This window comes from Mannheimia massilioguelmaensis (assembly GCF_000940515.1).
In the GTDB taxonomy this organism is placed as follows: Bacteria; Pseudomonadota; Gammaproteobacteria; order Enterobacterales; family Pasteurellaceae; genus Basfia; species Basfia bettyae.
The window spans coordinates 125,620-140,389 of record NZ_CDQL01000003.1 but is presented as its reverse complement, the minus strand read 5'-3'; the positions used below and the strand labels follow the sequence as shown (position 1 = coordinate 140,389).

General features: G+C 37.3%; 11 protein-coding genes, 4 tRNA genes and 2 pseudogenes. 6 read left to right on the top strand and 11 right to left on the bottom strand.

What is annotated here, in order from left to right; all coding sequences use genetic code 11:
• Position 1: 1 nt before the first annotated feature.
• Complete coding sequence (gene ltnD, locus BN1226_RS00920; RefSeq protein WP_044469621.1) at positions 2–904, bottom strand: L-threonate dehydrogenase; 903 nt, start codon at positions 902–904, stop codon at positions 2–4.
• Positions 905–1,099: 195 nt separating this feature from the next.
• On the opposite strand from ltnD, the gene BN1226_RS00915 reads away from it, so the two are divergent.
• Entirely contained in the window at positions 1,100–1,858 is a 759-nt protein-coding gene (locus tag BN1226_RS00915; RefSeq protein WP_044469620.1) for a DeoR/GlpR family DNA-binding transcription regulator, read from the top strand.
• 67 nt (positions 1,859–1,925) lie between these two features.
• Here the strand turns inward: BN1226_RS00915 and BN1226_RS00910 are convergent, their stop codons facing one another.
• A complete protein-coding gene (locus BN1226_RS00910) occupies positions 1,926–2,399 on the bottom strand; it encodes a low molecular weight protein-tyrosine-phosphatase (RefSeq protein ID WP_044469619.1) in 474 nt (157 codons plus the stop codon).
• A 140-nt stretch (positions 2,400–2,539) separates the two neighbouring features.
• On the opposite strand from BN1226_RS00910, the gene cpdB reads away from it, so the two are divergent.
• A complete protein-coding gene (cpdB, locus tag BN1226_RS00905) occupies positions 2,540–4,510 on the top strand; it encodes a 2',3'-cyclic-nucleotide 2'-phosphodiesterase (RefSeq protein ID WP_044469618.1) in 1,971 nt (656 codons plus the stop codon).
• Positions 4,511–4,658: 148 nt separating this feature from the next.
• On the opposite strand, the gene tuf is transcribed toward cpdB, so the two are convergent.
• The 5 genes from tuf to BN1226_RS00880 form a co-directional block, all read right to left on the bottom strand.
• Positions 4,659–5,843, bottom strand: a complete 1,185-nt coding sequence (gene tuf / locus BN1226_RS00900; protein ID WP_005759586.1) for an elongation factor Tu — start codon at positions 5,841–5,843, stop codon at positions 4,659–4,661.
• 116 nt (positions 5,844–5,959) lie between these two features.
• Positions 5,960–6,035: transfer RNA gene (locus BN1226_RS00895), tRNA-Thr, on the bottom strand.
• Between the two features lie 3 nt (positions 6,036–6,038).
• A tRNA-Gly gene (locus BN1226_RS00890) sits at positions 6,039–6,113 on the bottom strand.
• Between the two features lie 49 nt (positions 6,114–6,162).
• A tRNA-Tyr gene (locus BN1226_RS00885) sits at positions 6,163–6,247 on the bottom strand.
• Positions 6,248–6,276: 29 nt separating this feature from the next.
• A tRNA-Thr gene (locus BN1226_RS00880) sits at positions 6,277–6,352 on the bottom strand.
• 220 nt (positions 6,353–6,572) lie between these two features.
• Here BN1226_RS00880 and coaA point away from each other — a divergent pair.
• The 4 genes from coaA to rsmB all read left to right on the top strand — a co-directional run bounded on the left by coaA (position 6,573) and on the right by rsmB (position 10,694).
• The gene (gene coaA / locus BN1226_RS00875) at positions 6,573–7,526 is read left to right on the top strand and encodes a type I pantothenate kinase (RefSeq protein ID WP_044469617.1); all 954 of its coding nucleotides are present in this window, start codon (positions 6,573–6,575) and stop codon (positions 7,524–7,526) included.
• Positions 7,527–7,699: 173 nt separating this feature from the next.
• On the top strand, positions 7,700–8,215 hold the full coding sequence (gene def / locus BN1226_RS00870) for a peptide deformylase (RefSeq protein ID WP_044469616.1): 516 nt from the start codon (positions 7,700–7,702) through the stop codon (positions 8,213–8,215).
• A gap of 86 nt (positions 8,216–8,301) precedes the next feature.
• Positions 8,302–9,258 carry a methionyl-tRNA formyltransferase gene (gene fmt, locus BN1226_RS00865; RefSeq protein WP_044469615.1) on the top strand — a complete coding sequence of 319 codons (957 nt, stop codon included), beginning with the start codon at positions 8,302–8,304 and terminating at the stop codon, positions 9,256–9,258.
• Positions 9,259–9,269: 11 nt separating this feature from the next.
• Positions 9,270–10,694 carry a 16S rRNA (cytosine(967)-C(5))-methyltransferase RsmB gene (gene rsmB / locus BN1226_RS00860; protein WP_044469614.1) on the top strand — a complete coding sequence of 475 codons (1,425 nt, stop codon included), beginning with the start codon at positions 9,270–9,272 and terminating at the stop codon, positions 10,692–10,694.
• 315 nt (positions 10,695–11,009) lie between these two features.
• Here the strand turns inward: rsmB and BN1226_RS00855 are convergent, their stop codons facing one another.
• The 4 genes and pseudogenes from BN1226_RS00855 to BN1226_RS00845 form a co-directional block, all read right to left on the bottom strand.
• The gene (locus BN1226_RS00855) at positions 11,010–11,513 is read right to left on the bottom strand and encodes a contact-dependent growth inhibition system immunity protein (RefSeq protein WP_044469613.1); all 504 of its coding nucleotides are present in this window, start codon (positions 11,511–11,513) and stop codon (positions 11,010–11,012) included.
• Positions 11,513–12,622: pseudogene (locus BN1226_RS10945) on the bottom strand (endonuclease toxin domain-containing protein); the annotation flags it as partial. The pseudogene BN1226_RS10945 and the gene BN1226_RS00855, both read right to left, overlap by 1 nt.
• Positions 12,623–12,640: 18 nt before the next feature.
• A pseudogene (locus BN1226_RS10940) lies at positions 12,641–14,209 on the bottom strand (VENN motif pre-toxin domain-containing protein); the annotation flags it as partial.
• 30 nt (positions 14,210–14,239) lie between these two features.
• Positions 14,240–14,770, bottom strand: coding sequence for an ankyrin repeat domain-containing protein (locus tag BN1226_RS00845; protein ID WP_044469612.1), 531 nt, complete (start codon positions 14,768–14,770; stop codon positions 14,240–14,242).

Sequence of the window (14,770 nt, the reverse complement as noted above, 5' to 3'; positions counted from 1 at the left end):
ATTAATGATCTCCTTTTTTTGGTAATTCCACGCCACTAAAGATTTTAATTACCGCACTGTCATCTTCTTTACCGAAACCCGCATTACTTGCTTCAGTAAACATGGAATAAGCAGTACTTGCTAAATGAAGTGGGAAGTGAAGAGATTTAGCGGTATCATTGACTAAGCCTAGGTCTTTTACAAAAATATCGACCATTGATAATGGAGTATAATCCCCCTCAACAACGTGCTTCATACGATTTTCAAACATCCAAGAATTACCCGCTGCGTTAGTTACCACATCATACATGACATCTAATGGAATACCTGCTTTGGAAGCAAGTGCCATTGCTTCTGCACCAGCAGCAATATGAACACCAGCTAATAATTGGTGAACGATTTTCACTGTTGCCCCTAAGCCGATTGCTTCACCAATGTTATATACTTTGCTTGCTATTGCATCTAACACGGGTTGTAATTTAGCGAACGCTTCTTTAGAGCCTGAAGCCATTACCGTCATTTCACCTTTCATTGCTTTTGCTGCGCCCCCTGAAACTGGCGCATCTAACATGAGCAACCCCAAATCTGTTAACTTTTGTGAAATCGCTTGTGCATCAGCAGCTGCCATTGTTGAAGAGACCATCACTGCTGTACCTGGTTTTAATTTTTTTGCAATACCCGTTTCACTAAATAATGCTGCATTGGCTTGTGCAGCATTAACGACTAATACCACTACTGCATCTAAATCTTGTGCGAATGATGCACCATTTGTTGCCACTTCTTTCGCGCCTGCGGCTTTTAATTTTTCTAATGCGACAGGATTTAAATCAATACCGTAGGTGGTTAACCCTGCATTTACACATGATACTGCAGCGCCCATCCCCATTGAACCAAGACCAATAACTGCTACCGCATAATTACTCATAATATATTCTCCAAATTAATATTATTCACTGATTAGATAAGTTGTATTCTGCCAATTTCTTAGGAAAAAAAATGAGATCCACATCACAATAATTAACACTAATGATAACTTTTGTTAATTATTCTAAAAATGCGGTATCTTAGATAAAAATGCGATATACTTTTAAACAATTTAAATGTTATGGAAGGTAACTTTATGATCCCTGCTGAAAGACAACGCATGTTGCTTGCCCTAATTAATAAACAAGAAATTGTTAGCATCAATACTTTAGTTGAAACCTTGAATGTTTCACATATGACTGTACGTCGGGATATTCAAAAACTCGAAGAAGAAGGAAAAGTAATTTCTGTTTCGGGTGGGGTACAATTACTCGAGCGACTTTCTGTTGAACCAACTCATGATGATAAATCCTTATTATCGCAACCACAAAAAGCCAGTATTGGGCTAAAAGCATTACATTTTATTCCACAAAATAGTAGCATTTTCCTTGATGCAGGCACAACCACCTTAGAAATAGCTAAACTGATAACAGAACGTGATGATTTACTGGTAATCACTAATGATTTTGCCATTGCTAACTATCTTATGATGAATGGTAAATGCCAATTAATACATATTGGTGGCACAATTAATAAACAAAACCGTTCTTCTGTAGGTGAACTCGCAGCTCAAGCCATACGTCAGCTTTCTATTGATATTGCCTTTATTTCTACTTCCTCTTGGAATCTATCTGGACTGACAACACCTGATGAAAGTAAAATCCCAGTAAAACGAGCTATTGTGCAATCTAGTCGCCATAAAATCTTAGTCTCTGATTCATCCAAATATAGTAAAGTGGCAACTTTCTTCCTTTTCCCGCTTACCACTTTTGAACAAATCATTTGTGATAAAGGCTTAGCACCTCATGTACAAGAAAAAGTGAAAGAGCTCAATGTCGAGTTAGTATTAGTGTAATTTATCAAAAATTTTTATCAAACGAACCGCACTTTATCTTCAAAGTGCGGTATATTTTTTTAAAAATTTAGAGCTGATGCTTAGTTCGTAATTTTGCTAATAATGCATCACAACATTTATCAAGCAACTGATAGGTTTCATTGAAACGTCTTGTGTACCAAGGGTCAGGAATATAATCATATTTCAAATCAGGACACAAACTGGCAATACTAAACAATTTTTCAGGATGATGTCCAAACATCTGTTCAAGATCGCATAAATTCTGTTTATCCATTGCAATCAGATAATCAAAAAATTCCCAATCTTCAGACCGCACTTTGCGGCTCACAAAATCATTACTCTTAATGTGCAAAGCATCAAGAATATCTGCAGTACCACAATGCATATCATCACCATCATTTTCGCCCGATATGCCTGCACTATCCGTTTCAATAACCTGCGCTAATCGTGCTTTTGCAATTTTATCTCTCATTAAATATTCAGCCATCGGCGATCGACAAATATTCCCTAAACAAATAAATAAGATTTTGATCTTTTTCATAAAAATTCCTTATATTTTTAGAAATTAGTGACCTTCTTCAAACAAAAATTTTCTCAGATGTTTTACAATCTTAAAAGTCTGAAGGTATCACCTTTAGCTTTTTTATTCAATTCACTATTTAACTAACAATGGAGTGTCAAATGGATAGACGTAAATTTATACAATTAGGGACAAGTGCAATGCTCATTCTTGGAACCCATAAATATAGTTGGGCAGCAAATGATAACCAAGCACAATTACGTGTGATTGCCACTACTGATGTACATAGTTTTTTAACCGATTTTGACTACTATAAAGATAAACCCACAGAAAAATTCGGCTTTACACGGGCAGCTAGTTTAATTGAACAAGCCCGTAAAGAAGTGAAAAATTCAATTTTAGTGGATAATGGTGACCTAATTCAAGGCAATCCTATTGCAGACTATCAAGCTGCTGTAGGTTATAAACAAGGAAAAACACATCCAGCAATTATTGCTTATAACGCAATGCATTATGATATCGGCACCTTGGGTAATCATGAATTTAATTATGGATTAGATTTTCTTAATACTATTATTAAACAAGCTCAATACCCTATTATTAATGCCAATATCGTGAAAATTGGGACGGATGAACCTATGTTTAAACCTTACGTAATTCAAGAAAAGGCGATTCTTGATCAAATGGGTAAAACGCAAAAAGTAAAAATTGCTTATATTGGTTTTGTCCCACCACAAGTAATGGTATGGGATAAGGCGAATTTAACGGGTAAAGTAGAAGCACGAGATATTGTCAAAACAGCACAAAAATATGTGCCAATTGTAAAAGCGGAAGGGGCTGATATTGTTATTGCACTTGCTCATACTGGGCCTTCCGATGAAGCCTATCATGAAGGAATGGAAAATGCGGCATTCCATTTAGCTGATGTTAAAGGCATTGATGCAGTCATCTTTGGGCATTCTCATCGTTTGTTTCCAAATAAAGAATTTGCACAATCACCTAATGCGAATATTGAAAAAGGGACCGTTAAAAATATACCTGAAAGCATGGCAGGTTACTGGGCAAATAACATTAGCGTAATTGACTTAAAGCTTGCTGAAAAAGATGGCAAATGGGTGGTGGTTGATGGAACAGCAGCATTACGCCCAATTTATAATGCAGAAACCAAAAAAGCTACCGTAGAAAATCATCCAGAAATAACCGCACTTTTACAAGAAGCTCATAATGAAACTCGTAAATTTGTCGCTCAACCAATTGGTAAAGCGAATGACAACATGTATAGTTATTTGGCTTTGGTACAAGATGATCCAACTATTCAAATTGTTAATCAAGCACAAAAAGCCTATGCTGAAAATATTGTAAAAAACTTGCCTGAGTTAGCTGGTTTACCAATTCTAAGTGCAGGAGCTCCATTTAAAGTAGGTGGTCGTAAAAATGATCCAACAGGTTTTACTGAAGTAGATAAAGGTGAACTTACTTTCCGCAATGCGGCTGATTTATATCTCTATCCAAATACTTTAGTTATTGTAAAAGCAACAGGAGAAGAATTAAAAGAATGGTTAGAATGTAGTGCGGGTATGTTTAAACAAATCGACCCAACTTCAGAAAAACCTCAAAGTTTATTAGATTGGGAAGGATACCGTACTTATAACTATGATGTTATTGATGGGGTAAATTATCAATTTGATCTTACTCAACCAGCACGCTATGACGGTGAATGTAATTTAATTAATCAAAATTCACATCGAGTTATTGAATTAACTTATCAAGGGAAACCTGTCGATCCGAAAGCAGAATTCTTAATTGCCACTAATAACTATCGTGCTTATGGAGAAAAATTCCCAGGCACAGGAGACAGCCATATTGTATTTGCCGCTCCAGACGAAAATCGTCAAATTTTAGCTAATTACATTGCCTCTGAAAGCAAAGCAAAAGGCGAAGTTAGCCCTACTGCAGATAAAAATTGGCGTATAGCTCCAATCCATAGCAAAGTGAAATTAGATATTCGTTTCGAAACTTCACCAACGGATAAAGCTACTGCATTTATTAAACAAAATGCACAATATCCAATGCATTTCATTGGCAAAGATGATATTGGCTTCGCCATTTATCAAATTGATTTAAGTAAATAACAATCCGCCCGTGAAACGGGCGGTTTTTAGACAACCCTATAAGCGCCGAGGACATCACAGGCTCTTAAAGGGTCATGTTAAACACTAACAACCGCATAATAAAAAGGGACTCAAATGAGTCCCTTTTCCATAATCTTTCGATTAGCTATTATTTGATGATACGTGCAACAACACCCGCACCCACTGTACGGCCACCTTCACGGATAGCAAAACGTAAACCTTGGTCCATCGCAATTGGGTGGATTAAGCTTACTGTCATTTTGATGTTATCTCCTGGCATTACCATTTCCACACCTTCAGGTAATTCGATTGTACCTGTTACGTCTGTTGTACGGAAATAGAATTGTGGACGGTAACCTTTGAAGAATGGAGTATGACGACCACCTTCATCTTTTGATAATACGTACACTTCTGATTCAAAATCTGTGTGTGGTGTGATTGAACCTGGTTTCGCTAATACTTGTCCACGTTCGATTTCTTCACGTTTTGTACCACGTAATAATGCACCAATGTTTTCTCCCGCACGACCTTCGTCTAATAATTTACGGAACATTTCTACACCTGTTACTGTGGTTTTCGCTGTATCTTTGATACCAACGATTTCTACTTCATCACCAGTACGGATAATACCACGTTCTACACGACCGGTAACTACTGTACCACGTCCTGAAATTGAGAATACGTCTTCAATTGGTAAAAGGAACGGTTGGTCAATCGCACGTTCTGGTTCTGGAATGTAAGTATCTAAATGATTCGCTAATTCAAGAATTTTTTCTTCCCATTCAGCTACACCATTTAATGCTTGTAAGGCTGAACCACGTACGATTGGTGTATCGTCACCTGGGAAATCATATTGTGAAAGAAGTTCACGAACTTCCATTTCCACTAATTCTAATAACTCTTCATCATCTACCATGTCGCATTTGTTTAAGAATACGATGATGTAAGGTACACCTACTTGGCGACCTAATAAGATGTGTTCACGAGTTTGTGGCATAGGACCATCTGTTGCCGCTACTACTAAAATAGCACCATCCATTTGTGCAGCACCTGTAATCATGTTTTTAACATAGTCTGCGTGTCCCGGACAGTCAACGTGTGCGTAGTGACGAGTTGGAGTATCGTATTCTACGTGTGAAGTGTTGATGGTAATACCACGAGCTTTTTCTTCTGGTGCGTTATCGATTTGGTCGAATGCACGAGCTGCACCACCGTAGTGTTTTGCTAATACTGTTGTGATAGCTGCGGTTAAAGTTGTTTTACCATGGTCAACGTGGCCAATTGTACCCACGTTTACGTGCGGTTTTGTACGTTCAAATTTTTCTTTAGACATTGAGAAGTCCCTCTAAACAAACACGGTTATCGATGGTTCAATAATACCACATTAACCAAATGTAGAAAATTAAATTTTAGTTTTGAGGAGAATTAGGAATTTGGAAACTTTGGAAATGGTGCTGATAGGCGGATTTGAACCGCCGACCTCACCCTTACCAAGGGTGCGCTCTACCAACTGAGCTATATCAGCGCCTGGAGCGGGCAGCGGGAATCGAACCCGCATCATTAGCTTGGAAGGCTAAGGTAATAGCCATTATACGATGCCCGCTGTTCTAAATTCGTCTGTCCCATCAAATCTGGAATACTTTCATAAAACATGGTGGAGGGAGAAGGATTCGAACCTTCGAAGGCTGAGCCGGCAGATTTACAGTCTGCTCCCTTTGGCCGCTCGGGAATCCCTCCACACAAATGAAAACTTGTTTATAAGAGAATGGTGCCGACTATCGGAATCGAACTGATGACCTACTGATTACAAGTCAGTTGCTCTACCTACTGAGCTAAGTCGGCATCTCATAAGCAAGTGAGGCGTATTATAGGGGAATTTTTATCGCTGACAAGTATTTTTTGCAAAATTTTGCGATTTTTTTACTATTCGCCTAATATTCAGTCAAAAAATGTGAGTTCTGATAGATTTTTGGATATTTACTGTAAAATTTTCTGCATAATTACCATTTCTATTGTATATTTCTACCTACTATAATACTTTTATTTTTTCAATTGATTTGTCGTGAACGCAGAATATACATTACCCAACACAGAAAAATTCAGTCCATTTTTGACTTTTAACCGTCAACAATGGGCAGAATTACGTAAATCTGTACCACTTAAACTAACTGAACAAGATCTCCAACCATTGCGTGGTTTTAATGAAGAACTTTCCTTAGATGAAGTGAGTACAATTTACTTACCTCTTACTCGTTTAATTAATTATTATATAGAAGAAAATTTACGTCGTCAGACGGTCATGAATCGTTTCCTCGGACGAAACAATGAAAATGTTCCTTATATTATTAGTATCGCAGGAAGTGTGTCTGTAGGGAAAAGTACTTCAGCTCGTATTCTACAATCTCTGTTATCAAACTGGCCAAAGCCCCGTAAAGTTGATTTGATCACCACAGATGGCTTCCTTTATCCTTTAGAAAAATTAAAAAGGGATAATTTACTGAATAAAAAAGGTTTTCCTGTTTCTTATGATACACCTAAATTAATAAAATTTTTGGCTGATGTTAAATCAGGTAAGCCTAATGTAAGAGTGCCGATTTATTCTCATTTAACCTATGATATTATTCCTAATCAATTTACTTTAGTAGATCGTCCAGATATCTTAATTCTTGAGGGCTTAAATGTGTTACAAAAAGGCTCACAGAGAACACGCCAAACCTTTGTTTCAGATTTTGTAGATTTTTCTATTTACGTCGATGCCGATGAAGAACTTTTACGAGAATGGTATATTCGTCGTTTTTTAAAATTTCGCCAAAGTGCCTTCAGTAATCCTGATTCGTACTTCAAACATTATGCCAAACTCTCTGAACAAGAAGCTATTGAAACAGCTACACAGATTTGGAATAGCATTAATGGTTTAAATTTAAAACAAAATATTCTTCCAACAAGAGAACGTGCCAACCTTATTTTACGCAAAGGTGAAGACCATGCAGTAGAAGAAGTGAAGCTCAGAAAATAATGCTAAAAAAGACCGCACTTTTCATAGCTAGAGAAAGTGCGGTATTCTACTCAAAAGTTTCCACCTATCAATTCAATTCTACGAAAAGCTATTTTTTTAGTTAAAAAATCCTACAAAACCTTGTAGAATAGTCAGACTTAATACAACAATTTGATAACAAATAAAGAGGGAATATGACCGTATTAAACGTACTTATTTATCCAGATGAGCGCTTAAAAACGATCGCAGAGCCTGTTACTGAATTTAATGATGAATTACAAACCTTTATTGATAATATGTTTGATACCATGTATCAGGAAGAAGGCATTGGGCTTGCTGCCACACAAGTAAACGTACATAAACGAGTTATTACAATTGATATTACAGGTGAAAAAACTGAACAATTAGTTTTAATTAATCCTGAATTACTTGATGGTGAAGGCGAAACAGGAATTGAAGAAGGTTGTTTATCTTTGCCTGGTTTCCGTGGCTATGTTCCACGCAAAGAAAAGGTCACCGTGAAAGCCTTAAATCGTCAAGGTAAAGAATTCACATTGCATGCTGATGGTTTATTAGCCATTTGTATTCAACACGAAATTGATCACTTAAATGGGATTGTCTTTGCAGATTATTTATCTCCGCTAAAACGTAATCGCATGAAAGAAAAATTGGTCAAATTACAAAAGCAAATGGCGAAACACCAAGCTTAACTTATATAAATTCGATAAGGTGGATTACTTCCACCTTTTATTAGATGTTCTCACATCCTTATTTTTAACGAAGCACATTATCCAATATGAAACCATTAAAAATCATCTTCGCTGGCACGCCTGATTTTGCCGCACGACATTTACAAGCCTTGCTAGATTCACATCACGAAGTTATCGCTGTTTATACACAATCTGATAAACCAGCAGGGCGTGGTAAAAAATTGCAAGCTAGTGCAGTTAAACAATTAGCCGAACAACACCATATTGCAGTTTATCAACCAAAATCATTACGCAAACAAGAAGCCCAAGCTGAGCTAGCTGCCTTACAAGCAGATATCATGGTGGTTGTAGCTTATGGTTTAATTTTACCTAAAGCTGTATTAGCAATGCCTCGTTTAGGATGTTTGAACGTACATGGGTCATTATTACCTCGTTGGCGTGGTGCGGCCCCCATCCAACGTTCAATTTGGGCTGGTGATACCCAAACTGGGGTCACTATTATGCAAATGGATGAAGGTTTGGACACGGGTGATATGCTTCATAAAGTATATTGCGATATTTCCAAAGATGAAACATCCACTAGCCTTTATAACAAACTGGCGGAACTTGCTCCAAGTGCATTAATTAATGTTTTAGATGGCTTAGAAACAGGGAAATTCCCAGCAGAAAAACAAGATGATGCACAAAGTAACTATGCAGATAAATTATCTAAAGAAGAAGCTAAATTAGACTGGAATCTTTCTGCTGAACAGTTGGAACGCTGTATTCGAGCCTTTAATCCTTGGCCAATGAGTTACTTTAGCACCACGGATGCACAAGGTCATTCACAAACGTTAAAAGTTTATCAAGCGAGCATACTTCCTCACGTAGAAAAGCCAGCAGGCACGATTTTGCAAGCAGATAAAACGGGGATTCAAATCACTACAGCCGAAGGCGTACTGAACTTATTACAACTTCAACCAGCAGGTAAAAAACCAATGTCGGTACAAGATCTATTAAACGGACGTGCAGATTGGTTCCCTGTCGGTAAAGTACTTGAATAAGGTCTAGAATCATGAAAATTTCTCAAAAAAAGACCGCACTTTCAGGTCAAAATCCTCCATCCCAAGCAAATAAACGCTCTCAACGCTCGACTAAAGTTAATTCTGTGCGGGCATTATCTGCACAGATTATTTTACAAGTTTTGGATCAAGGCAAATCGCTATCGGCATTAATTCCAGAGTTACAAAGTCAAATCAAACCTCAAGATCTCTCTTTACTACAGGAAATTTGTTTTGGTGTTTGCCGTGTTCTTCCACGTTTAGAACAAATTATTAAAAAACTTGTAGATAAACAACTAAAAGGCAAAACCCGTATCGTACATTGTTTATTGCTAGTAGGTCTATATCAAATTCTTTATACCAGAATTCCTCCTCACGCGGCTGTAGATGAGGTAGTCAATGCAACTACTCCATTAAAATCTGAAAATTTTCGTGGCTTAATCAATGCAGTGTTACGACGTTTTCTGCGTGAACAAGAACAAATTCTCGCTGTGGTAGATAAAAACTGGCAAACCCTACATCCTGAATGGTTTGTAAATAAATTGAAAAAAGCCTACCCTATGCAGGCACAACATAATTGGCGTGAAATTGTGGAAGCTAATAATCAGAAACCACCTATGTGGATTCGCGTTAATCAACAACATTGTTCTACAGAAAATTACCGCACCTTGCTGTTAGCAGAACAAGAATTAACCAGTTGTACTGATGTAAATCCTTATGCTTTGCGCCTTACTCAACCCATTTCAGTGCAAAACCTACCGCACTTTGCAGAAGGCTGGGTTAGTGTACAAGATGTTCATGCTCAATGGTCATCGATTCTATTGGAACCACAAAATGGAGAACTCATTCTTGATGCCTGTGCTGCGCCAGGTGGAAAAACCACACATATTTTAGAACAAGCTCCACAAGCCAAAGTCATAGCACTAGATGTGGAACAGAATCGTCTAAATCGTGTTACAGAAAACCTACAACGTTTACAACAAAAAGCAGTCGTGATTTGTGGTGATGCGACTCAACCTGATAGTTGGATCCCTAAAGCAGCAGAAGAGTTGATAGGTAAGAAAACTGATCTACAATTTGATCGTATTTTATTAGATGCACCTTGTTCAGCAACGGGTGTAATTCGCCGTCACCCTGATATAAAATGGTTACGTCAAGAACAGGATATTGAGCCCCTAGTCAAATTACAAGAGAAAATTTTAGAAGCACTTTGGAAGAAGCTAAAGCCTAATGGAATACTTTTGTATGCGACTTGTTCCTTACTGCCTGAAGAAAATAGCCAACAAATTACTGCATTTCTAGCAAAAACACCGAATGCTCAATTAGAACAACTGCCTTTTGAACAAGCAGAAGGCGAAATTGGTAAACAATTTTTCCCCTGTGAACAAGGCGGTGATGGCTTCTACTATGCAAAATTAAAAAAGAAAAATAACATTTAATATTAAAATAGCAGTTAGCGGATACTACTTAGTATAGTTATTATTGATGATTTTAGTATGACTATCACAGTGCTCCACCTGAGATTATACTTTAATGTCACAACTGTCTCATATGTTTGCTAACTGTCATATTTATTTTATCGACTGATAGCTTCAAGTGACTTAACATTGGCTTTCCAATGCTCTGCTTTGAGGTTTGCTTAATGTGAGTTTACCAGCTGTTATATAACGGCTGTGCCATCAGGTAATAAATGGTCAAATTTTTTAAAATTTAACCGCACTTTTATACCAAGACAGACACTATCAAATTTAAAATCATTTTCTATAAATACTTGTGCAATATTCAAAGGCATTCATTACAGCCTTCCCTAATTCCTCATCTGAAAGTAATAATGGGTATTTAAACTCTATCACTTTTCCATCAGTGGATTTTACAGAAGTATATCCTCCTAAACTATCTTGATGATGTGGAGTAATATTAATAGAGTGTTCATTCATATATACTGATACAAAAAGCATATTTTTATAAATGGCTTTTTTGGTTTTGTATCCAAAAATATCTTTTAACATCTGTTCAGTTCTTTTAGATAAAGATTTAAACTCTTCTGAATTAAATATTTTATGAAACTCTGCCAAACCAATCTCTCTACTTAGGGATAACTTATATTTTATTATCATTCCAAGTTCAATATTGCTAATATCAGGTGGATAAAATTGAATATCTTGATTTGGTTCAGTAATCCAAGCCATTCCATAATGTAAATACATAACAGAAACATATTCTTTATTTTTTTCAATTAGTACGCTCTTAGGTTTCATTATTTAATCTCCTTAACGATAATGTTAACCCCTTTGGATCTTGCATATTCAGTAGATCTATTTATTGCCTTCAATTGTTCTTTATTTGAACCATAAGGAATTGCTAAATAAATTTCCCTATTTTTAATTTGTTCACTTGTAATGCGTATACTATTTTGCTTACCATCTTCGGTAAAATTCACCATATCATCAACATACTTATTCAATTGATGAGTAATTCGTTTTGGATCTTGGTAAGTTTTAGAACCTACGGTATCCATCGTTTTAGCACTCACTGCTGTGCCATCAGGCAATAGATGGTCAAATGTTTTAAAGTTTGGTTTAATTTCATTCAAATTCAACGTACCTTCAGGAAGAGAAGTGGTTTGTAAATACTCTTCCCAAGCCTTACCCTGCTTTTGAATACCTTTTCCCCATTCAATATTAACTACTTTGTTAGATAATGCACCCTCTTTAAGTGCTAATTTACCAACATTTTTTATACCTGAATGAGCTAACCCTGCAATACCAGAAAGTGTACTAATTGCTGTCAATTCATTTGATAAATAAACTTTCATCCGAATTAAATCAGCTTCATCTCGATAACCTGCTGCTTCTAATTCATCTGCCTGTTTTAATTCTGCCCGAGTATTTTCTGATAGAGTATCAATAGGTGATAACACCGCCTTTTTAATTTCATTACCAATTTTTCTTAATTGCTCTTTAGCTGTTTCATCTCCTTTTAAAGCATTTACCGTAATTTCTGTCAAAATAACCGCATTTTCTACAGGTTCATCAACAGAAATTTTCATTAACGCCTGCTTAGCAAGATTTTCCATTCTTTGGCTTTGCATTTCACCGTGAAGTCTGGATACTTCTTGGAATTCAGCATCAACCAAGTGATTATAATTTTCTCGAGAGCGATAATCTTTGAAACTAGAATGAGCTGTACAAAGCGTAACAAGCTCTTTAGCACATTCTGCGGTCATTTTATTGCGACAGGCCTCATCCAATTTATTATTTCTTTCCCGATCTAATGCTCCTAATTCATTAATTCTTGCTTGCAACGAAGAGCAATCGCCGCCTTGAGCTAAACATTGATCACGCTTTTTACTTAAGCGAGCCAACTCTTCGGCTTCGTGTCTGAATAAATAATTATTCTCCACCGCTCGTTTCCCCACATCAGCTCCAACGGCTGCTGATTGTGTACTCTCCCCAATCAATCCAGCTGCTAGGCCGCCTGCAAGTTGGCTTAGGAATACCACATTTTGTTTTTCGTTTTCTGTCAGTTGCTCTGTAGTTTTGCCTTGGTAAAGGGTTTCGGTAATCAATTTTGCTACCGCTTCACTGCCTGCCCCGGCGGCTGCGCCTGCTAGGGCGTTGTTGCCCGTTGCTGCCGCTTCTACTGCGCCAAGTAAGGCATGAGCCATTAAGTTCGCTTGTGGATTTACTGTACCATCGGCGTTTTGTGTATACTTTTTGATTTGTTCATTTAAGTAAGGAGAGGCTAATCCCACGGCTGCTTGGTTGATGTCTTTTGCTGCTAATCCTTGCAATGCGGCTGTCACCGCATCTACCGCGCGTTTGGTTGTACTTCCCGTGCCGTAGTTTTTATCATAACGCTTTTGTTTATTATCCCAAGCCGCTTTAAGTGGGGTATAATCTGGGTGCTCTGCGATTTCTTTATCACTTTTTCCCTCGTTTTTGAGACGAGTAGCCACTTTACCAGCTTCTAACTTCGCTTTTTCAACCGCTTCTCGTTCATTGTACGTGTAAATCTGCATTGCCTTTTCTGCAATCTCACCGATGCCTTTCACTAACTCTTGCGTTTCTTTCACTTCGTTAATGTCATGTTTCTTGACCTTTTGGTTGGCATGTTCGGTATCACGATTGAGATTTTGAAGTGTCATTTCCCCATTGGGGTCTTTTGTCAGCGTAATATTGATATTCTTGCCTACTGCTGCTTTGGTGGTACTTTGCTCACTTTCATTTTTATTGCCCAGTAAGCTTAGCGCTGACATTGGATTTATTCCATTTGTACCACCGCTAATAGAGCCACTTCTTGTTTCTAGTTCGCTGTAGTTTTGAATGTTACTTGTGGTCAGCGTGCCTGTTTCCAAGCGGTTATTTGCTTGGCTTGCATCACTGGTAATAACGGCTCCGTCAAGATGAGTGTTGTTATGGACTTTAACATCCATTCCCCCTTTGCCAATTTCCACACTCGCTTGCTTTTCTACTTGTACCGTGTTCAGTTTCGCTGAATTATAGGCAGCATTAGCACTCGCTCCAGATGTTGAAACACTTCCCCCGGCTTGAGTTTGATGGCTATCGTATTTTGTTACATCTTGGCGGCTAATGGCATCAAGTGCCTGAACATCCCCTTTCCAATGCTCTGCTTTGAGATTAGTTGCATCTAAGGTTAGTTTGCCAGCAGAATGAGTGACAAACTTATCTGTGTGTAGTTGGTTGTTTTGCCAGCTTTCCGTATGGCTGTTTTCCTTGCCTTTGCCAACACTGCCTGATGCCTCAACACCCATTCCATAACTGTCACCAGTAAAGCCAACAAAGACGCCCACACTTGTACTGTGATTTTTATCGGTGGTGTCCATACTGAACCGTTCTGGTCTCGCATTGACATAATCATTAAATTGTTTTTGACTCCAATTTAATTCTGTTGCTGCTAAGGATAACCTTCTATGCTCCCAGCCATACATATGCATTGAAATTACAAAGCAGATCTCTATTTATTAAGAATATTTCATCATTAGATCATATATAGGGGATAGATGTGGTTCTAATGGTGTTGGTTTATAACTTTCCAAGATACTTTCGTTTTCATTTACTAAAAAATGGACATTAGCTCCTTTCTCCAGCATTAGTTTTAAAAGATCTAATCTATCAGGCAAATACCCTATCATTGATAAAGGAATGAGATTATCTTGATTTGGAATATTAGGATCTGCTCCCGCATTTAATAATGCCATTGCTGCTTCAACATTTTTTGACCTCATAGCATAATGTAATGGCGTCATTCCGTAGCGATCCTGAGCATTAATATCTAATCCATTATCAATATAGAACCTAACAAGATTCAAACTCGGATTGAAATAACACAAAATTCTATGTAAATAGTTCCACTTATCAAACTCAGTTATTTTTTTTATATCGGCAATTTTCTTATCTAAGAATACCTCAGTTAAAAAATTGATATTTTCATTAGAGTTCGCTTCTACAATAAGTTCTTCAAGCTCTAGTTCATTTAGTAATGATAATTTCAT